This is a genomic window from Enterobacter sp. UNJFSC 003, assembly GCF_036903355.1.
Taxonomy (GTDB): Bacteria; Pseudomonadota; Gammaproteobacteria; order Enterobacterales; family Enterobacteriaceae; genus Enterobacter.
Map to the genome: position 1 here is coordinate 1,068,581 of NZ_JBAKHK010000001.1, position 19,856 is coordinate 1,088,436.

General features: G+C 55.4%; 16 protein-coding genes. 10 read left to right on the top strand and 6 right to left on the bottom strand.

Annotated features, from left to right (window positions below; translation table 11 throughout):
- Window positions 1-38 precede the first annotated feature (38 nt).
- From V5P19_RS05010 to V5P19_RS05055, 10 genes are all read left to right on the top strand, one after another.
- A complete protein-coding gene (locus tag V5P19_RS05010) occupies window positions 39-902 on the top strand; it encodes a fumarylacetoacetate hydrolase family protein (protein WP_334400693.1) in 864 nt (287 codons plus the stop codon).
- Window positions 903-925: 23 nt separating this feature from the next.
- Window positions 926-1,993 (top strand): [citrate (pro-3S)-lyase] ligase, encoded by a 1,068-nt coding sequence (gene citC / locus V5P19_RS05015; RefSeq protein ID WP_334400695.1) that lies wholly within the window; start codon window positions 926-928, stop codon window positions 1,991-1,993.
- Window positions 1,994-2,019: 26 nt separating this feature from the next.
- Window positions 2,020-2,310 (top strand): citrate lyase acyl carrier protein, encoded by a 291-nt coding sequence (gene citD / locus V5P19_RS05020; RefSeq protein WP_041145400.1) that lies wholly within the window; start codon window positions 2,020-2,022, stop codon window positions 2,308-2,310.
- On the top strand, window positions 2,310-3,185 hold the full coding sequence (gene citE / locus V5P19_RS05025; RefSeq protein WP_115192841.1) for a citrate (pro-3S)-lyase subunit beta: 876 nt from the start codon (window positions 2,310-2,312) through the stop codon (window positions 3,183-3,185). The genes citD and citE overlap by 1 nt, the downstream gene beginning before the upstream one ends.
- Before the next feature lie 20 nt (window positions 3,186-3,205).
- Entirely contained in the window at window positions 3,206-4,726 is a 1,521-nt protein-coding gene (citF, locus tag V5P19_RS05030; RefSeq protein WP_334401160.1) for a citrate lyase subunit alpha, read from the top strand.
- A 5-nt stretch (window positions 4,727-4,731) separates the two neighbouring features.
- Window positions 4,732-5,274, top strand: a complete 543-nt coding sequence (citX, locus tag V5P19_RS05035) for a citrate lyase holo-[acyl-carrier protein] synthase (RefSeq protein ID WP_334400710.1) — start codon at window positions 4,732-4,734, stop codon at window positions 5,272-5,274.
- Window positions 5,246-6,121 carry a triphosphoribosyl-dephospho-CoA synthase CitG gene (gene citG, locus V5P19_RS05040; protein WP_334400712.1) on the top strand — a complete coding sequence of 292 codons (876 nt, stop codon included), beginning with the start codon at window positions 5,246-5,248 and terminating at the stop codon, window positions 6,119-6,121. The genes citX and citG overlap by 29 nt, the downstream gene beginning before the upstream one ends.
- Window positions 6,122-6,142: 21 nt before the next feature.
- Entirely contained in the window at window positions 6,143-6,691 is a 549-nt protein-coding gene (locus V5P19_RS05045) for an alpha/beta hydrolase (RefSeq protein WP_334400714.1), read from the top strand.
- A gap of 58 nt (window positions 6,692-6,749) precedes the next feature.
- Window positions 6,750-9,344 carry a bifunctional aconitate hydratase 2/2-methylisocitrate dehydratase gene (gene acnB, locus V5P19_RS05050; protein ID WP_334400716.1) on the top strand — a complete coding sequence of 865 codons (2,595 nt, stop codon included), beginning with the start codon at window positions 6,750-6,752 and terminating at the stop codon, window positions 9,342-9,344.
- 94 nt (window positions 9,345-9,438) lie between these two features.
- On the top strand, window positions 9,439-10,878 hold the full coding sequence (locus V5P19_RS05055; protein WP_334400718.1) for an anion permease: 1,440 nt from the start codon (window positions 9,439-9,441) through the stop codon (window positions 10,876-10,878).
- A 31-nt stretch (window positions 10,879-10,909) separates the two neighbouring features.
- On the opposite strand, the gene narI is transcribed toward V5P19_RS05055, so the two are convergent.
- The 6 genes from narI to V5P19_RS05085 form a co-directional block, all read right to left on the bottom strand.
- Window positions 10,910-11,590, bottom strand: a complete 681-nt coding sequence (narI, locus tag V5P19_RS05060) for a respiratory nitrate reductase subunit gamma (RefSeq protein ID WP_334400720.1) — start codon at window positions 11,588-11,590, stop codon at window positions 10,910-10,912.
- Window positions 11,587-12,282 carry a nitrate reductase molybdenum cofactor assembly chaperone gene (gene narW, locus V5P19_RS05065; protein WP_334400722.1) on the bottom strand — a complete coding sequence of 232 codons (696 nt, stop codon included), beginning with the start codon at window positions 12,280-12,282 and terminating at the stop codon, window positions 11,587-11,589. Before narW ends, narI begins: the two co-directional genes overlap by 4 nt.
- On the bottom strand, window positions 12,282-13,826 hold the full coding sequence (gene narH, locus V5P19_RS05070; protein WP_334400724.1) for a nitrate reductase subunit beta: 1,545 nt from the start codon (window positions 13,824-13,826) through the stop codon (window positions 12,282-12,284). The genes narW and narH overlap by 1 nt, the downstream gene beginning before the upstream one ends.
- The gene (locus V5P19_RS05075) at window positions 13,823-17,563 is read right to left on the bottom strand and encodes a nitrate reductase subunit alpha (RefSeq protein WP_334400726.1); all 3,741 of its coding nucleotides are present in this window, start codon (window positions 17,561-17,563) and stop codon (window positions 13,823-13,825) included. Before V5P19_RS05075 ends, narH begins: the two co-directional genes overlap by 4 nt.
- Window positions 17,564-17,586: 23 nt before the next feature.
- Window positions 17,587-18,978 carry a NarK family nitrate/nitrite MFS transporter gene (locus tag V5P19_RS05080; RefSeq protein ID WP_334400728.1) on the bottom strand — a complete coding sequence of 464 codons (1,392 nt, stop codon included), beginning with the start codon at window positions 18,976-18,978 and terminating at the stop codon, window positions 17,587-17,589.
- Between the two features lie 195 nt (window positions 18,979-19,173).
- On the bottom strand, window positions 19,174-19,761 hold the full coding sequence (locus tag V5P19_RS05085) for a TetR family transcriptional regulator (RefSeq protein WP_334400730.1): 588 nt from the start codon (window positions 19,759-19,761) through the stop codon (window positions 19,174-19,176).
- Window positions 19,762-19,856: the final 95 nt, after the last annotated feature.

The following is a 19,856-nucleotide window of genomic DNA, read 5'->3' on the forward strand; positions in this document are numbered from 1 at the left end:
GAACACGGTATGGGCACGAATATTAATCAGGTATCAACATGAAATTAGCGAGTTATATTCATCACGGACGTAGAAGTTACGGAATAGCTATTGAGTCCGGCATTATCGATTTGGGTAATAGAATCGGTCATCAGTATGCAACCCTAAAAGATCTTCTTCAGTGGGATGCGCTTGAGGTTGCAAGGCAATATATCGATTGCCCTGCAGATATCCTTCTGGAAGACATTACCTTTTTACCCGTCATCGAAGAACCCGGAAAGATTTTCTGCGTGGGCATGAATTACGCCGAAAAACGAAAAGAGTTCGCGGAGACGAATAACGCGCCGACGCTGTTTATCCGATTCCCTGATTCGCAAACCGGACATGCCCGACCGGTGATCAAGCCTGTTCACTCCAGCGAGTTCGATTATGAGGGTGAACTGGCCGTCATTATTGGCAAACCAGGTTCCCAAATAACCACGAACAATGCGCTCGACCACGTCGCTGGCTACAGCTGCTATATGGACGGCTCGGTGCGCGACTGGCAGCACGCCTGGTTCACGGCCGGTAAAAACTGGAAACAGACCGGTGCCTTTGGGCCCTATATGACCACTGCAGATGAGATCCCCGATCCCCACGCCTTAACCATACATACCTGGCTTAACGGCAAGCTGGTCCAGGATGACTCCACCGGCAGCATGATCCACAAAGTGGCCGATCTTATCGCGTATATCAGCACTTTCACCTCACTGAGCGCTGGGGACGTCATTATTACGGGCTCACCGGGCGGCGTTGGTAAAAAACGCAATCCACCGCTCTTTATGCATGATGGCGATCGGGTTGAAGTGGAAATAGAAAATATCGGCCGCCTGATGAATACCATTGTGGAAGCTCAACCGCTGCAAGAATTGCGGGCTGTTTAATCGCTGTTCTCAGGAGAAATAAGATGTTCACCGCCAGAACGCCAGAATTTGAGGTCATTCAAACCGGCCAGGGGAATACCAGAGAGGAGATCGCCTGCTTTCTGGAGACAAATGGTTTAGGCATCGACGACGATATCGCGCAGTTTGTCATTGCGCGCTATCAGCGCAAGCTTATCGCCTGCGCCGGAATTGCCGGGAATACCTTAAAATGCATTGCTATCGATACCGAGTGGCGGGGGACTTCACTAAGCCTGACGTTATTGCATGAGGCAGAGCTTCAGGCGGCACAAAACGGCGAACATCATCTCTTTCTTTTTACCTGTCCGGGAAATGTAAAATCGTTTCGCGGGTGCGGATTTTATCCGCTAGTGACGATCGTGAATCGAGCCGCATTAATGGAGAACACGCCGATCGGTATTCACCGTTATTGCAGCCAGCTTCGCAGCCACCATTTGGTGCAGGGCAATAAGATCGGCAGCATTGTCATGAATGCCAATCCCTTTACCCTTGGGCACCAGTATTTAATTGAACACGCCGCGCGCGAGTGTGACTGGCTGCATGTTTTTGTGGTGCAGGAAGATGTTTCCGCGTTCTCTTTCAAAGAGCGGCTTGCGATGGTTCGCGACGGCTCGCGGCATCTGCACAATGTGACGGTTCATCCGGGCTCCGCCTATATTATTTCCCGCGGCACGTTCCCCGGCTATTTCCTGAAAGACAAACAGGTGATTGATAAAGTTTATGCCGCCATCGATTTAACCCTGTTCAGGAATTACATCGCCCCCGCGCTGAATATACGTCATCGCTTTGTAGGTACCGAACCATTCTGTCAGCTGACCGCGGACTATAACCGTGCAATGCATCGCTGGCTGGAAGAGGAAACCGGCATCGCTGCCGGTATTCGGGTGCATGAAATAGCGAGAAAAACGGATGGCAATAACATCCCGGTCTCCGCATCCGCCGTTCGACGTTTAATAAGTGAAAGAAATTTTTCTGCCGCCAGTCATATGGTGCCTGAAACAACACGCGTTTATCTGAATAGCGGAGTGCCGCATTCGTCTTGTTTAGCAGAACGATTGCCGGCAGAAGTTTAACCGCGTTATCACACAGGAAGAGTTATATGAAAATTGTGCAAGCCGCCATGGCGGGGACGCTGGAATCAAGCGACCTGATGGTGAAGGTGAGTCCCGTAGAGAGCGGGCTGGATGTGGTCATCCAAAGCGAAGTCTACAAGCAATTTGGCGACCGTATTACCGAGGTCGTTAATGAAACTCTTGCAGCATTGAATATCCAGCAGGGGCTGATCGTTGTCGATGATAAAGGCGCATTGGACTGTGTGATCCGCGCGCGCATGCAGGCTGCGCTGCTCAGAGGAATGGCCCGGGAAGATATTGTATGGGAAACGTTATAATGAAGAAATTACGCCGCAGTATGTTATTTTTACCCGGTTCAAGCGCCGCAATGCTCTCAACCGCATTCATTTATAAACCAGACTCTATTATGTTCGATCTGGAAGATGCCGTTGCCCTGAAAGAAAAAGACAGCGCTCGCCTGCTGGTATTCCATGCCCTGCAGCATCCTATGTATAACGATATAGAAACCGTTGTCAGAATTAATCCGCTTAATACGCCTTTCGGCTTAAAGGATCTGGAAGCTGCCGTCCGGGCTGGCGTTGATGTTATTCGTTTACCTAAAACCGATACCCCTGAAGATATTCATCAGCTTGAACGTGAAATTGTGCGTATTGAAGAGAGTTGCGGACGTCCCGTAGGCTCAACAAAACTGATGGCGGCGATTGAATCCGCTGTAGGCGTTATTAATGCCGTTGCTATTGCGAAATCTTCCGCTCGATTGATGGGCATTGCGCTGGCGGCATTTGATTACGTGATGGACATGCAGACCGAGCGAGGCGATGGGACGGAGCTGTTCTACGCTCGATGCGCGGTCTTACATGCCGCGCGGGGCGCGGGTATCGATGCCTTTGATGTGGTCTACGCCGACGTGAATGATGAGGCCGGTTTCCTCAAGGAAGTGGACCTGATCCGCAGAATGGGATTCAACGGAAAATCGCTGATTAACCCGCGACAAATTGAGATTCTCCATAACGCGTATGCCCCAACTCAGGAGGAGGTGGATTATGCAGAGCGCGTTATTGCAGCGGCAGAGGAAGGTGAACGTAACGGACTTGGGGTGATTTCGCTGAACGGCAAAATGATCGATGCGCCAATTATCAACCATGCTCGCGTTGTTATCGAACGCAGAAATGCGTCCGGCATTCGTCAGTAATAACCCTTACAGGAAAAATGATGACAAACCTCACTGAAACCCTGCATGACATTCCCGGTACCCGACGTGAATACGTTGCGTTCAGCGGCGCTAATACCGCGACGCCTTATCTTTCTGACGCTCAGCAAAAATATCAGCGCAAACTGTTTGCCAGCGTCGACGATGTCCTGGCGCGCTGCGATCTTCATGACGGTATGACGGTCTCCTTCCACCACGCGTTTCGCGAGGGGGACAAGGTCATCAACTATGTTATCGATAAGCTGGCTGAACGCGGGCTTAACGGACTCACGCTCGCCTCGAGTTCCTTAATGTCCTGTAATACGCCACTGATTGAACATATCCGAAACGGCGTCATCAGCAAAATCTACACATCAGGCATGCGTGGCGATCTCGCCGACGCGATATCACACGGTTTGATGGACGAGCCGGTACAAATCCACTCGCACGGCGGGCGAGTCAACCTGATTCAACAGGGTGAGATTGCCATCGACGTCGCGTTTCTGGCGGTATCCTGCTGCGATGAATACGGCAACGCCAGCGGCAACGGCGGGAAGTCGCAGTGCGGCTCGCTCGGGTATGCGATGGTCGATGCGAAGTACGCCAAAAAAGTGGTCCTTCTCACCGAAACCCTCAAACCGTTCCCGAACCTGCCTGCGAGTATCGTCCAGGATCAGGTTGATTATGTTGTTCAGATAGAGAGCGTAGGGGATCCGGCAAAAATCAGCGTCGGCGCTGCCAGGGTCACCAGCAATCCGCGTGAGCTGATGATTGCGCGTTCGGCCGCTGACGTTATTGAACACTCGGGCTATTTCCGTAACGGCTTTTCCATTCAGACCGGTTCCGGCGCGGCGTCAACGGCCTGTACGCGCTTTATGGAAGCCCGCATGAGGAAGCACAACATTGTCGCCCGGTTTGCGCTGGGGGGCATCACCGGCAGCATTGTCGATCTGCATCAAAAAGGGCTAATTGAAAAAATCCTCGATACGCAAAGCTTTGACGGTGCAGCAGCTGCGTCAATGGCGGTCAATCCCGACCATGTGGAGATATCAACCAACGTCTATGCGAATCCGGCGGCAAAAGCGGCCTGCTGCGACAGGGTGGACGTGGTCATTCTCAGCGCCCTGGAAGTGGACACCCAGTTTAACGTGAATGTCCTGACCGGCTCCGATGGCGTCATGCGTGGCGCTTCCGGCGGGCATTGCGATGTGGCCGCAGCGGCCAATCTCACCATTGTGGTTGCGCCGCTGATCCGTAGCCGCATTCCTACCGTGGTGAGACGCGTTACAACTCTGGTGACGCCAGGCGAAAGTATTGACGTTCTGGTGACCGATCACGGCATCGCCGTCAATCCGGCCCGTCCGGAGATCCGCGAGCGTCTGATGGCTGCGGGCCTGGCCGTTGTCGATATCGACGCGTTGCATCAAAAAGCGTTGCTTATTTCGGGTGAGCCTAAGCCGGTTGAATTTACCTCGCGGATCGTCGGCGTGGTGCGCTATCGCGACGGCAGCGTGATTGATGTGGTCCACCAGGTTAAGGAGTAATCAATATGATGGATAAGGCCTCTAACGCCATCGTCTCTCTGGAGCAAATCCTGGCAGCCAGAGAGCAGCGGGCGAAACGGCAGCAGGCGTGGCTATTTCAGTCTGAGCATACCGTGGTTTCCGTCACGCTGGTCTGGCCCGGGGAACGCAAAGATACCGAGCTCGCCAGGCGAGTAATGGCCGTTGCGGATGAGACGCTCGGTGCCGTGTTCCAGCGGCATCACTGGCGCGTCTGTCGGCACCAGACGTTGCGGCCGGTGACAGGGCCTGAAGCCCTCTGGTCAGTGGCGGCACCGGCATGGATGATCAAGCACGTTACGGCGCATCTTGAAGATACCCATCGCCTGGGACGGCTTTGGGATATCGATGTCATCTGCCCGAAGACGGGGCTGTTGAAAAGAGATGCCATCCAGCAGCCGATGCGCAGATGCTTTATCTGTCATGAACCTGCGCACGCGTGCTCCCGCGCGCGACGTCATTCGCAGGCCGAACTTACGCGCAGCATGGAGGCGTTAATCGATGACTATTTTGCCTGCCAGGCATCCTGAATGCGGTGTTCAGCGTTCCGTTGCTGAACTGGCGGCCGAGGCCATGTATCGGGAAATCACCTTAACGCCGAAACCGGGCCTGGTGGATCGCGACAATAGCGGCGCCCATCAGGACATGAACTTCACCGTGTTTATGGCGAGTATCGCGGCGGTTGCTCCCTGGTTTTCGTTGTTTTTTAACCTTGGCAAGGAGACCGCATCGCTTGGGGGAACGCAAACGCTGCGGGCAATCAGGCCGACGGGACTGGCGTGTGAACAGGCGATGTTTGCGGCTACAGGCGGAGTGAATACCCATAAAGGCGGGATCTTCTCCCTGGGACTGCTGTGCGCCGCCGCAGGGCGTCTGAGCCAAAGGGATGAAGCTCTCACTCAGCGCAGCTTGTGCAATGAAACCCGTCTTATCTGTACCGGCATTGTCGAGCTGGAGCTGAAAAAATCGGGCGTCGCAAAAACGAAGGGCGAGCAGCTGTTCAAGACGTTTGGGTTCACCGGGGCGAGGGGGGAAGCGGCCAGCGGTTTTATGACCGCGCGCACCGCGGGTCTTCCCCTGCTGGAAAAATCGTTACGGCAGGGGGAACCTGAACGTGTGGCCTTGCTGAGAATGTTGCTTGGGCTGATGGCAGAAAATCCCGACACGAATCTTCTTTCGCGCGGTGGGCTCGCCGGGTTGAATTATGTCCGACGCTATGCCAGACGCGTATTAAACATTAAAAACCTGACGTCAGAAAAATTAGATAAAGCATTAACCAGAATGAATTCGGAATGCGTCAAAAGAAATTTAAGCCCCGGCGGTAGCGCAGATCTTCTTGCCGTTGGGTGGTTATTGTCGAAATTCCCACGCGAATAATAGCGAAATAAGGAAAACGTCATGATTGAACAGCGCCTGCAGCAGCTCAGCGATCGTTACACCCTGATTCTTGTACCGGGCCTGAGAGACAGCGATGAATATCACTGGCAGAGCTGCTGGGAGCGACGTTTACCTTTCTGGAAACGCATACAGCAGAAAAACTGGTTAGCGCCCGATATTGAAAATTGGGTGTCGGCCATCAGGCGAGAACTTGCGGTTTCCCGGCTGCCTGCGGTCCTCGTTGGACACAGCTTTGGTGCCCTGGCGTCCTGCAGGCTCTTACAAACGCAGCAGGTCAACGTGGCCGGGCTCGTTATGGTGGCGCCGGCAGAACCGGCTTTCTTTGGGCTGGAGGAGGCTATCCAGCCGACGACGCTATCCGTTCCCTGCATCCTGTTCGCGAGTAAAAACGATCCCCTGATGCCTTTTTTCCGAGCCCAGTACTGGGCCACATGCTGGGGCGGTCATTTAATCGATATCGGCGAAGCCGGGCATATTAATTCGGAGTCTGGTTACGGGGAATGGCAATACGGACTCGAACGACTTACGGAATTCTGCGAACAACTTTAACGACATTTACCTATTTACGATTAACGCTCAGGCAGCTTTGTCCTGAACAGGAGAGCATATGTTAGATGATTACAATCAGCACGTGACGCTGCGTGCAAACGAGGGGATTCCGGCAAAACCGTTAACGGCTGAACAAACGCAGGCGGTCGTTAATGCATTAATCGATAACGCGTCCGAACACCATCAGGCATTCATTGATTTATTAACCCGCTGCGTGCCGCCCGGGGTTGATCCTGCGGCAAAAGTTAAAGCCGATTTTCTGTTTAAGGTCGCGCGTGGGGAGCACAGCATCAGCGGGCTTTCACCCGAAGAGGCCACCACGCTGCTGGGCACAATGCAGGGCGGCTACAACGTCCGGCCGCTGATTGAGCTGCTTGACCACCCCGTTCTGGCCCCGCTTGCCGCAACGCAACTGTCTGCCACGCTTCTTATTTTTGAAAAATTCGGTTTGGTCGAATCCAAAGCGAAGAGCGGTAACGCCTGGGCTCAAAGGGTGCTCGAATCCTGGGCACGTGCCGAATGGTTTACGCGTCGGCCTGCGGTGCCAGAAAAGATCACGCTGAAAGTCTTTAAGGTCAGCGGGGAGACGAACACGGACGATCTCTCTCCGGCCCCCGTCGCCTGGTCGCGCCCGGATATTCCGCTGCATGCGCTTTCTTTGCTCAGCAACGCCCGGGAAGGGGTAACCCCTGACGAGCCGGGCGTACGCGGTCCGTTGCGCCAGTTGGCAGAATTAAAAGAGGCGGGCTGGCCGCTGGTCTACGTTGGTGACGTCGTGGGAACGGGGTCATCGCGCAAATCTGCTACCAACTCCATCTTGTGGCATATCGGGAACGACATCCCTTTTGTCCCCAACAAACGTAATGGTGGCGTTGTGTTTGGCGGCAAAATCGCCCCTATCTTCTTCAATACCCTGGAGGATTCCGGCGCTTTGCCGATAGAACTGGATGTCTCCGCGCTGGCGACCGGAATGCTCATCGACCTGTATCCGTATCAGGGCGAAATTCGTGAGACGGAAAACCAGCATCTGGTAACGACATTCGCGCTTAAAACCGAGGTGTTACTGGATGAAGCGCGTGCAGGCGGGCGTATCCCGCTGATTATTGGACGCAGCCTGACGGCCAAAGCGCGGGAATCGCTGAAGCTGTCGCCATCGGAGGTCTTTCGCCAGCCTGGCGCACCGGCGCCATCGCGCGCTGGCTTTACGCTGGCTCAAAAAATCGTGGGTAAAGCCTGCGGCGTTTCGGGGATCCGTCCGGGGCAGTACTGCGAACCGAAAATCAGCACCGTGGGTTCTCAGGACACCACCGGGGGGATGACGCGCGATGAGCTCACCGATCTTGCCTGCCTGACGTTTTCCGCCGATCTGGTGATGCAGTCTTTTTGCCACACCTCGGCGTATCCTAAGCCTGTTGATGTCCAGCTGCATGAAACCCTGCCGCAGTTCATCACCCGCCGTAAGGGCGTGGCGCTGAAGCCGGGCGACGGCATCATCCATTCGTGGCTCAACCGCATGCTGCTTCCTGACACGGTCGGCACCGGCGCGGATTCGCATACCCGCTTCCCGCTGGGGATTTCATTCCCGGGCGGCTCCGGTCTGGTGGCGTTTGCCGCGGCAACGGGCATTATGCCGCTGGATATGCCCGAGTCCGTACTGGTGCGATTTAACGGTGATATGCAAAAAGGGATCACCTTGCGCGATCTGGTGCATGCCATTCCGCTCTATGCCAGGAAGCAGGGGCTGCTGACGGTGGAGAAGAAGAATAAACGCAATATTTTCTCCGGACGAATCCTTGAAATAGAAGGGCTGGAGACGCTAAGCGCGGAACAAGCGTTTGAGCTGGCCGATGCGTCCGCTGAACGTTCTGCCGCCGCGTGCGTGATGCGCCTGGCGGAAGAGAACGTTACGCAATACCTTCGCTCAAATGCGGCGCTGCTGCGCTGGATGGTCAAGCAGGGTTATGAGAACGCCGCCACGCTCGAAAAGCGCATTGCTGAGATCGAGGCGTGGCTGGCGAACCCGTCACTTCTGTCCGCCGATCCTGACGCTGAATATGCGGCCGTTATTGACATAGATCTTGCTGAAATCACCGAACCGGTCGTGTGTGCGCCGGACGATCCGGATGACGCCCGTCTGCTCTCAGAGGTGGCCTGTACGCCAGTTGACGACGTTTTCATTGGCTCCTGCATGACCAATATTGGCCATTTCCGCGCGGCAGGGAAAATTATGGCGGATGCGAAAGAAACTCAGGCGCGTCTGTGGCTGGCGCCTCCGACCAAAATGGATGCCCAACAGCTCTCCAGAGAGGGCTACTTTAACCAGTTTATTCAATCGGGTGCGAGAATCGAGCCAGCCGGCTGCTCCCTCTGCATGGGGAATCAGGCGAGGGTGCGGGAAGGGAGTCACGTAGTGTCAACCTCCACACGAAATTTCCCACACCGTCTGGGCACGAATGCCAAAGTCTTCCTGGCATCGGCTGAGTTAAGTACCGTTGCGGCTATCCTGGGGAAAATGCCAACCGTTGACGAATATTTCAGCCATACCGTTAAACTTAGCGATGCAAATGAAAATATCTACCGCTATCTCAGTTTCGACACGCTTACTGAATATCAATCCGGCGAGGATGATAATATTCGAGTGGTTAACCTGTAGCGGTTATTTATTTTAGAACAATCATCTTTAGTCAGCGGAGGTTTCTCCGAGGAGAGGCCTTTGCTATTCAGGGAACATTTCTCATGGGTGAGATATGATTAAATCAAATGTATTAAAAACAATATTACTTGCGGTGGTGATATTATTATCGACATTCATTCCTCCGCCTGATGGATTGAGCCGAGAGGCCTGGATTCTCGCAGGAATATACCTTTCCGCTATCGTCGGGCTGGTTATTAAACCGTATCCCGAACCCGTTATTATGCTGGTTGCTGTCGCATTAACCTGTTTTACGATTACCCAGTTTGCCGATTCACCGGTGAAGTCAATGGACGTCCTCAGCGGGTATGCTTCAGGTACAACCTGGCTGGTGTTCAGTGCCTTTACGCTTAGCGCGGCGTTCGTTACCACCGGATTGGGGAAGCGGCTCGCCTACTGGTTTATCCTCAAATTTGGCAACACAACGCTCAGGCTGGGTTATGTCACCGCGCTATTAGATTTGGTGCTGGCGCCCGCCACGCCATCAAATACGGCGCGTGCAGGTGGCGTCGTGTTTCCCATTATCAACAGTATCGCGATGGTATTAGGCTCAACGCCGAAGGAATCACCCTGTAAAGCTGGCCGCTATCTGATGGTCAACGTGTATATGGTCACCAAAACGACCAGCTATATGTTTTTAACGGGCTTTGCCGGCAACGCGTTAGCGCTACAGTTAATTTCTGATATTTTCCATATTCATATTAGCTGGATCGGCTGGATGCTGGCAGGGGCACCGTTGGGATTATTGATGCTGTGTATAATTCCCTATATCTGCTATAAGGTGTCCGCCCCGGAGATTAAACGAATCGATAATATTGGCATTGCGAATGACGGGCTTAAAAATCTTGGGCCAATGAATAACAAAGAGAAGGGGTTAGTGGTGGTATTTATCGCCGCGCTATTAGGCTGGATTTTCTCTCGTCATCTTGGTCTGAATGAATCGTCGGTGGCTATTATCGCGATGGGGAGCGCACTGCTGTTTAATATCATCAGCTGGAGTGATGTTCAGCAAAATAAAGGCGGATGGAATACTCTGATTTGGTATGGCGGCATAATTGGCCTCAGCGCCACCCTCAGCAAGGTGGGGTTCTTCCGTTGGCTGGCGGATTTCCTGTCAGCGCATCTGGATTTCCTCAGCGCAGGCAATATGACCATCGTCATTATCGTGTTCCTGAGCGTGCTGGTGCGCTATTTCTTTGCTTCCGGCGGAGCATATGTAGCGGCGATGGTGCCGGTCTTCGCCACGGTAGGGCTGGTCACCGGAACGGCGCCCGTGCTGCTGGCGCTGGCCATTTTGTTCTCAAACTCCTACGGCGGCTGCATTACCCACTATGGCGGCGCAGCGGGACCGATTATCTTCGCGTCGGGGTATAACGATATCAAGTCGTGGTGGACCATCGGCACTTTCGTGGCGCTATGCACGTTTCTGGTCCATATGGTTCTTGGCATTCCCTGGTGGGAATTCCTGCTGCAGCACGGAATGCTGCAGTCCTGATAGCCCGGCTACGCCATGCCGGGCCTCTCCCTCAACGCCGGGATCGCACTACCTGATACCGGCGCGTGAAATACTCAAACGGGGCACTCCAGACGTGCACCAGACGCGTGAACGGGAAGATAAGAAAGATGGTCATTCCCAGTACCAGATGGACGCGGAAGATGGGCGCCACGCCGCTCAGCATTTCCGATGAGCCGCCCTTAAAGGTCACGATGCCCTGCGCCCAGCCGACCAGCTTCATCATTTCACTCCCGTCTGGATATTGTGCGGAGAAGGGAATGGTTGAGAGCCCCAGAATGCACTGGATCAGCAAAATGCTCATGATGATGATATCCGGCGTGGTGGAGGTTGCGCGCACGCGCTGATTAAACAGGCGGCGGTAGAGCAGCATGGAACCGCCAATCAGCGTCAATACGCCGCACACCCCGCCGGCGATCATGGCCAGCTGCTGTTTGACGGCAACGGGTAAAAACCAGGCGTACATCCAGTGCGGGGTTAACATGCCGAACAGGTGTCCGAAGAAAATCCCCAGAATCCCAATGTGAAACAGGTTAGAACCCCAGTTCATGCCGCGCTTGCTGAGCAGCTGGCTCGATGAGGCGCGCCAGGTGTATTGCCCGTAGTCGTAACGCAACCAGCTACCGAGGAAAAACACGGTGGCGCAGATGTACGGATAAATGTCATAGAAAAACACGTTGAGGTAGTGCGTCATTTTGGGCCTCCGGCACTGACGTCCACATACTGCGGTGCAACGTCCTGGCTAAAGCGTCGTTGATATTGCTGCATCGGCGAGCTGTCGCACGATGTGGCGTTGTCTTCGATAAACTTGACCTGTTCCTCTTCCCAGACGGCGTCCAGCGCCTGGCGGGTGTCGTCCCGTTTCTCACCTGAAACCTGCTTTGCCACGCTGTCGCTGGACAGCCGCGTTCCCGCCAGCGTCAGAAGCGCATCAAACAGGTGATAATGCGCCACCCCGCGCTGCTTAAGGCGCCCGCCAATCAGCGCCAGAATAGGGGCGACGTTTTGCAGTCCATCGCGCGCTTCGTCGTCGCTGACGAGGCTGAGATACTCCAGATAGAGCGGCAGATAGTCCGGCAGCTCGCGGCAGTCCAGCTCAAGCCCGGCTTTCTCATACTGGCTCATGAGATCGACCATCGCCTGGCCGCGATCGCGGGACTCGGCATGAACGTGTTCAAACAAAAGCAGGGAGGTTGCGCGACCCCGCTCAAATACCTCGCACCACTCAGCCTGTTTATCCAGCAGCGGGGCGTCCAGGTGCTGCTGGGCAAAAGGCCGCAGCAGGGGCGCGTCTTGCTCAATAAGGGAAAGTGCTTCCTCGCGGCTTTCCCAGAGGGTTTCATCGGGATACTCAATCAGCAGCGCGATGATTTTGAGGATCTGCATTATTCTCCCTCCCCGTGTTCGCGCACCTCGGTGATGTTAATCGCGTCTATGCGGCTACTGTTGAAGAGATTGAACTTCGTGTCGGAGCCGTGGCAGCCGTCGCCGAAGGTAAAGCCGCAACCGTTTTTCTCCGGGAAAGCGTCGCGCGCCATTTCGCGATGGCTTGTCGGGATCACGAAGCGGTCTTCATAATTCGCAATAGCAAGGTAACGGTACATCTCCTCTACCTGCGCTTCGGTCAGGCCCACTTCTTCGATGGCGCGCGTATCGGTCACGCCTTCAACGGTTTGAGAGCGTTTGTAATGGCGCATCGCCATCATTCGCTTCAGGGCGCGCAGCACCGGGCCGGTATCGCCCGCGCTAAGCATATTGGCCAGGTACTGAACCGGAATACGCAGGCTTTCAACGGCAGGGAGCACGCCATCGCTCATCGGCAGGCCACCCGCGTCCGCGTAGGACTGGATCGGTGACAGGGGGGGAACGTACCAGACCATCGGCAGAGTGCGGTATTCCGGGTGCAGCGGCAGGGCAAGCTTCCAGTCCATCGCCATTTTGTAGACCGGCGAACGCTGGGCTGCATCGATCACGTTCTGCGGAATCCCCTGCTTAACGGCTTCTTCAATTATCGCCGGGTCGTGCGGGTCGAGGAAGATGTCGCACTGACGCTCGTAGAGATCGGTTTCATGCTCGGTGCTTGCTGCCTCTTCGATACGATCCGCGTCGTACAGCAGTACGCCGAGATAGCGGATACGCCCGACGCAGGTTTCCGAGCAGACGGTCGGCTGGCCGGATTCAATGCGCGGATAGCAAAAAATGCATTTTTCTGATTTGCCGCTTTTCCAGTTGAAGTAGATTTTTTTGTACGGACAGCCGCTGATGCACAAACGCCAGCCGCGGCATTTGTCCTGATCGATCAGCACAATGCCGTCTTCTTCGCGCTTGTAAATTGCGCCGCTCGGGCAGGTCGCCGCGCAGCTCGGGTTCAGGCAGTGTTCGCACAGGCGCGGCAGATACATCATGAAGGTATTTTCGAACTGGCCGTACATCTCCTTCTGGATCTTCTGGAAGTTACGGTCGCGGGCGCGCTTTTCAAACTCGCCGCCCAGCAGCTCTTCCCAGTTGGGGCCCCAGACGATCTTATCCATCCGTTTACCGTCAATCAGCGAGCGCGGGCGGGCCGTCGGAAGGTGATCGCCGTCCGGCGCGCGGTGCAGATCCTGGTAATCAAAGGTGAAGGGTTCATAGTAATCATCAATCTGCGGCATAACGGGGTTGGCGAATATCTTTGACAATACGCCGAGCTTGCTGCCAAGACGCGGCGTGAGCTTGCCGTGAATGCCGCGGATCCAGCCGCCTTGCCACTCGTCCTGATCTTCCCAGTTTTTCGGGTAGCCGATGCCCGGCTTGGTTTCAACGTTGTTGAACCACGCGTATTCCATGCCTTCTCGCCCGGTCCAGACGTTCTTACAGGTCACCGAGCAGGTGTGGCATCCAATACATTTATCGAGATTCAATACCATTCCAACCTGTGAGCGTATCTTCATTTTTTCGCCTCCTGAACCTGATCCCGACCTTCGCCATCCAGCCAGTTAATGTTTTTCATTTTGCGGATCATGATGAACTCGTCGCGGTTGGAGCCGACGGTTCCGTAGTAGTTAAAGCTGTACGCCAGCTGCGCGTAGCCGCCGATCATGTGCGTCGGTTTTGGGCAGACGCGCGTCACCGAGTTGTGGATCCCGCCGCGCCGTCCGGTCACCTCTGAACCTGGAATGTTCAGAATGCGCTCCTGCGCGTGGTACATCATGGTCATACCCGGCGGTACGCGCTGGCTGACCACCGCGCGGGCGGTGAGGGCGCCGTTGGCGTTGAAGGCTTCAATCCAGTCGTTATCCTCAATGCCCAGTTCACGCGCGTCGGTTTCGCTGATCCAGACAATCGGCCCGCCGCGCGACAACGTCTGCATCAGCAGGTTTTCGCTGTAGGTGGAGTGAATGCCCCATTTCTGGTGCGGCGTCAGGAAGTTCAGCGCTTTTTCCGGGAAACCGTTCGGGGGGATCTCACGCATGTGGGTCACGCTGCGGGTATCAATCGGTGGACGATACGCCACCAGGCTTTCCCCGAAGGCGCGCATCCACGCGTGGTCCTGATACAGCTGCTGACGCCCCGACAGCGTGCGCCACGGGATCAGCTCGTGAACGTTGGTGTAGCCGGCGTTATACGAGACGTGCTCGCTTTCAAGGCCTGACCACGTTGGGCTAGAGATGATTTTGCGCGGCTGCGCCTGAATATCGCGGAAGCGGATTTTTTCGTCTTCCTTGTTCAGGGCCAGGTGCGTGTGGTCGCGTCCGGTAAGCTGGCCGAGCGCTTGCCAGGCTTTCACCGCCACCTGGCCGTTGGTTTCCGGCGCCAGCGCGAGGATCACCTCAGAGGCGTCAATGGCCGTTTCAATGCGCGGGCGGCCTTTGGCCGGGCCATCGAGCTTGACGTAGTTCAGCTTGCCGAGGAAATCGACTTCGTTCTGCGTATTCCACGAGATGCCTTTCCCGCCGTTGCCAAGCTTATCCATCAGCGGGCCCAGTGAGGTAAAGCGCTCATAGGTTTCCGGGTAGTTGCGCTCGACGACGGCAATGCTCGGGGCGGTTTTGCCGGGGATCAGATCGCATTCGCCTTTGCGCCAGTCCTGAATATCGAACGGCTGCGACAGTTCCGCCGGGGAGTCGTGCTGCAATGGCTGTAGCACCACGTCGGTTTCGGTACCCAAATGGCCCACGCACACGTCAGAGAAGACGTTGGCGATGCCTTTGTAGATCTCCCAGTCGCTACGTGATTCCCACGCCGGGTCGACGGCGGCCGACAGCGGGTGAATAAACGGATGCATGTCCGAGGTATTCATGTCGTCCTTTTCGTACCAGGTGGCGGTCGGCAGCACGATATCGGAGAACAGGCAGGTGCTGGACATGCGGAAATCCAGCGTCACCAGCAGGTCGAGCTTGCCTTCAATGGCGGCGGTTTGCCATTCCACCTCTTCAGGCTTCACGTCATCCGTCGAGCCCAGATCCTCGCCCTGAATGCCGCTCTCGGTGCCGAGCAGGTATTTCAGCATGTACTCATGGCCCTTGCCGGATGACCCGAGCAGGTTAGAGCGCCAGACGAACAGGTTGCGCGGGTGGTTTTTGCCGTTGTCGGGCTGTTCGCAGGCGAAGCGGATATCGCCCGATTTCAGCGCCTGAACGGTATAGTCCTGCAGCGTCATGCCGGCGGCGTCGGCGCGGGCCTTAACGTGCAGCGGGTTAAGGCTGAGCTGCGGGGCCGACGGCAGCCAGCCCATCCGTTCGGCACGAACGTTAAAGTCGATGAGATGGCCGGTGAATTTTGTCGTATCCGCCAGGGGGGAAAGCAGCTCCTGTGCGGTCAACTTCTCATAGCGCCACTGGCTGGCGTGATTGTAGAAAAACGAGGTGCTGTTCATCTGACGCGGCGGACGGTTCCAGTCCAGCGCAAACGCCAGGGGCAGCCAGCCGGTTTGCGGGCGCAGTTTTTCCTGACCCACGTAATGCGACCAGCCGCCGCCGCTCTGGCCAACGCAGCCGCAGAAGACCAGCATGTTGATCATCCCACGGTAGTTCATGTCCATGTGATACCAGTGGTTTACGCCAGCACCGAGGATGATCATCGACCGACCGTGGGTTTTATGCGCCGTGTCGGCAAACTCGCGGGCGATTTTTTCAATCAGATGGGCGGGTACGCCGGTAATTTGCGCGCCCCACGCAGGCGTGTAGGCTTTGATCTCGGCGTAGTTTGCCGCCGCGTTGCCGTCTTCAAGCCCGCGATCGAGGCCGTAGTTCGCCAGCACCAGATCGTAAACGCTGGCCACCCGCGTTTGGCTCCCGTCGGCCAACGTCAGGGTTTTGCTCGGCACGCGACGATAAAGCACGGGCTCCTGCTTTACGCTGCGAAAATGTGGGTTCTCATTACCGCCAAAGTAGGGGAAAGCTACCTCCGCAATATTGTCGTGTGTAATCAGCAGCGAAAGCGTCAGCTCGGTTTCCTGGCCCGCCGCCACGGACTCAAGGTTCCATTTGCCTTTTTCGCCCCAGCGAAAGCCAATCGACCCGTTCGGTACCACCAGATTACCGGCGACGTCAAAGGCGATGGTTTTCCATTCCGGGTTATTGGCCTCACCAAGACCGTCTGTCAAATCTGAGGCGCGCAGCATACGCCCGGGCACCGCGCGGCCATCTTCTTGCTCATCAAGCATGACCAGCATCGGCATGTCGGTGTAGCGTCGGCAGTAGTTAAGGAAGTAATCGCTCGGGTTATCGAGATGGAACTCTTTAAGAATCACGTGGCCCATTGCCATGGCGAGGGCGCTGTCGGTGCCCTGCTTGGGGGCCAGCCACTGGTCGCTGAGCTTGGCCACCTCAGAGAAGTCCGGGGTAATGGCGACGGTCTTGGTGCCTTTGTAGCGCACTTCGGTAAAAAAGTGGGCATCCGGGGTACGCGTCTGCGGCACGTTGGAGCCCCAGGCGATGATATAGCTGGAGTTGTACCAGTCAGCGGACTCCGGCACGTCGGTTTGTTCGCCCCAGGTCATCGGCGAGGCGGGGGGTAAATCGCAGTACCAGTCATAGAAGCTCAGGCAGGTGCCGCCGATAAGAGAGAGGTAGCGCGTTCCGGCAGCGTAAGAGACCATCGACATCGCCGGAATAGGTGAAAAACCGGCCACCCGGTCAGGCCCGTAATGTTTGATGGTCCAGACGTTAGCGGCGGCAATCAGCTGGTTGAGTTCTTTCCAGCTTGAGCGAATAAATCCGCCGTGACCGCGCGCCTTTTTGTAGCTCTGCGTTTTTTGCGGGTCGTTCTGAATGGCATCCCATGCCAGCACCGGATCGGCCTGCTGCGCCAGCGCCTCGCGCCACAGCTCAATTAATTTTCTGCGCACCAGCGGGTATTTCAGGCGGTTGGCGCTGTAAAGATACCAGGAGTAGCTCGCACCGCGCGGGCAGCCGCGGGGTTCATGGTTTGGCAGGTCAGGGCGGGTGCGCGGGTAGTCGGTCTGCTGCGTTTCCCATGTGACCAGACCGTTTTTAACGTAAATCTTCCAGCTACAGGATCCGGTACAGTTTACCCCGTGGGTGGATCGCACAATTTTGTCGAACTGCCAGCGCTGACGGTAGCTATCCTCCCAGTCACGGTTGGTGTTATACACCTGGCCGTGTCCATTGGCGAAACTGTCGCCTTTTTGTTTGAAATAACGGAAGCGATCCAACAGTTTACTCATGACATTTCTCCTGCTTCGAACGTTTAGTTATTTTTCTCGGAGGATTTGCGGCCATATACCAGCCAGGTGACAAAAACGCAGACGATGTAAAACACGAGGAAGACTTTCATGGCGCCAACCGGCGAGCCCGTCAACGCCAGCGAGGTGCCAAAGGCTTTTGGGATAAAGAACCCGCCGACGGCACCGATGGCGGAGATAAAGCCCAGCGCTGCCGCCGTTTCGGTGACCGCTTCATGCTGCGCCTGCTCGTCGGTTCCGCCCCGTTGCTTCACGCGAGCGAGGGTTATCTGGCGAAAAATAATCGCAATCATCTGGAAGGTGGACCCGCTGCCCAATCCGGCGGTCAGGAACAGGCCCATAAAGACCAGGTAGAAGGCGATAAAGCTGCCCGAACCGGAGCCGGGCAGCGTCAGGAAAAGCAGGGCGCTGAAAGCGGCCATAAAGACGAAGTTGATCAGGGTGACGCGTACGCCGCCAAGTTTGTCAGAGATCATCCCGCCCGCGGAACGCGCCAGCGCGCCGATGAGGGGGCCGAAGAAGGCCAGATGGAGGATATTCACGTCCGGAAACTGGGTTTTTGACAGCATGGCAAAGCCTGCCGAGAAGCCGATAAAGGAGCCAAAGGTGGCGAGATAGAGCAGGCTCAGCAGCCAGAGGTGAAAACGTTTTAGAACCGGAAGCTGGCTGGCAATAGAGGCTTTAGAGCTGGCGATATCGTTCATGCCGAAGAAGGCCGCTATCGTCGCCAGCAGCAGTAGCGGCACCCAGATCCAGGCCGCGTTTGCCAGCCACATGGAGGTGCCGTCGTCCTGCGGCACGCCGTTTACCCCCAGAAAGGTAAACATCGGCAGGAAAATCACCAATGGGGCAACCATCTGCATCACGCTGACGCCGAGGTTACCCAGCCCGCCATTAATGCCCAGCGCGCTGCCCTGTTTCGCTTTCGGAAAGAAGAAGCTGATGTTACCCATGCTGGAGGCAAAGTTAGCCCCGGCAAATCCACACAGCAGGGCGATGACGATAAAAATCCAGTATGGCGTGGCGGTATCCTGAATGGCGATCCCTAGCCAGACGCAGGGAATAATCAGGATCACGGTGCTTAATACCGTCCAAAGGCGCCCACCAAATATCGGCACCATAAAAGAGTAGGGGACGCGCAATATCGCGCCCGACAGAGACGGTAATGCAGTGAGCAGGAATAACTGATCGGTAGTGAAATTAAATCCGACTTTATTCAGATTGACTGAAATGGCGCTAAATAACATCCAGACGCAAAAAGCGAGCAGCAGGCAAGCCACAGAAATCCAAAGATTTCTTCTCGCGATGTGTTTCCCTTTATTCTCCCAAAATGGCGGATTTTCTGGTTTCCAGTTACTCAGTAGGTAATGATTATTCTTCTCACTTTGTTGTGACATATCGCCCTCTTGCTTACCCAAATAATGAGAAAAGTGAAGTTAAAACAGACAGATGCCTGACGGTATGTTGTTAGCGTTATTGGATGTTTTTGGATGCAATTGAAAGGATAGATAAAAAAGCAACCCCCTGAGTTGAGAAAGGAAATAATGGGTTGCCTTATGTGTTACTAATTGTAACCTTTGAGATTGTAATACTTATAAAGGAGTATTAAACAATTCGAGAGATATTAACTTATCAAGATGTTTATTAAATGCCGCATCATCCATTTCCGGCATATCTAATACGTAAATACCGTCGAGGCCGCAGACCAGGCCAATCAATCGCCAGGCAATATTTTCAGCCCGGTCGGTAAGCGTGAAGACCCCCGCCTTGTGCCCGGCCTGGATAATTGCCACCGTCTCCTGGTGCCACATCTCCATCGTCAGCACATAGGCGCCTTTAATTTCCGTATCGCGGCTGGCGAGGATCTGCGCTTCTCGCCAAAGACGAATATAGGGTTCAAACCTGCCGTCGTCGCTGCCGAGCATGGCATGCAGCCGTTCCCGCCAGCCTGCATTTTCTCCCACGCCATCGGCGTCAAGCAGATCGCGGATCAGCCTGACAAACGCCAGCGATTTTAGTTCGCCCCCAGAGGTGAAATGGTGATGAACCTGCCCGGTCGCCACGCCGGCCTCCATTGCAATACGACGAACCGTCATCGCTGCGAGCCCTTCGGCCAGCGCCACGCGCATAGCCGCCTGTAAGATCTCTTCCCGTCGCTCGTCCTTGCTCAAATAACGCATTTTTACTCACTCTCAATGGGGATGAAACGAGTGTAACAAAAAGCTGGACAAGTGTTCAACAATACGTAGGATCCTCTGCTGGACATGTGTCCAGG

Coding starts and splice junctions, on each gene's coding strand:
- citD (WP_041145400.1), top strand. CDS start 2,020: ATGAAAATTGTGCAAGCCGCCATGGCGGGGACGCTGGAATCAAGCGAC.
- V5P19_RS05075 (WP_334400726.1), bottom strand. CDS start 17,563: ATGAGTAAACTGTTGGATCGCTTCCGTTATTTCAAACAAAAAGGCGAC.
- narH (WP_334400724.1), bottom strand. CDS start 13,826: ATGAAGATACGCTCACAGGTTGGAATGGTATTGAATCTCGATAAATGT.
- V5P19_RS05010 (WP_334400693.1), top strand. CDS start 39: ATGAAATTAGCGAGTTATATTCATCACGGACGTAGAAGTTACGGAATA.
- acnB (WP_334400716.1), top strand. CDS start 6,750: ATGTTAGATGATTACAATCAGCACGTGACGCTGCGTGCAAACGAGGGG.
- V5P19_RS05080 (WP_334400728.1), bottom strand. CDS start 18,978: ATGTCACAACAAAGTGAGAAGAATAATCATTACCTACTGAGTAACTGG.
- narW (WP_334400722.1), bottom strand. CDS start 12,282: ATGCAGATCCTCAAAATCATCGCGCTGCTGATTGAGTATCCCGATGAA.
- citE (WP_115192841.1), top strand. CDS start 2,310: ATGAAGAAATTACGCCGCAGTATGTTATTTTTACCCGGTTCAAGCGCC.
- citF (WP_334401160.1), top strand. CDS start 3,206: ATGACAAACCTCACTGAAACCCTGCATGACATTCCCGGTACCCGACGT.
- V5P19_RS05085 (WP_334400730.1), bottom strand. CDS start 19,761: ATGCGTTATTTGAGCAAGGACGAGCGACGGGAAGAGATCTTACAGGCG.
- citX (WP_334400710.1), top strand. CDS start 4,732: ATGATGGATAAGGCCTCTAACGCCATCGTCTCTCTGGAGCAAATCCTG.
- V5P19_RS05055 (WP_334400718.1), top strand. CDS start 9,439: ATGATTAAATCAAATGTATTAAAAACAATATTACTTGCGGTGGTGATA.
- citC (WP_334400695.1), top strand. CDS start 926: ATGTTCACCGCCAGAACGCCAGAATTTGAGGTCATTCAAACCGGCCAG.
- V5P19_RS05045 (WP_334400714.1), top strand. CDS start 6,143: ATGATTGAACAGCGCCTGCAGCAGCTCAGCGATCGTTACACCCTGATT.
- citG (WP_334400712.1), top strand. CDS start 5,246: ATGACTATTTTGCCTGCCAGGCATCCTGAATGCGGTGTTCAGCGTTCC.
- narI (WP_334400720.1), bottom strand. CDS start 11,590: ATGACGCACTACCTCAACGTGTTTTTCTATGACATTTATCCGTACATC.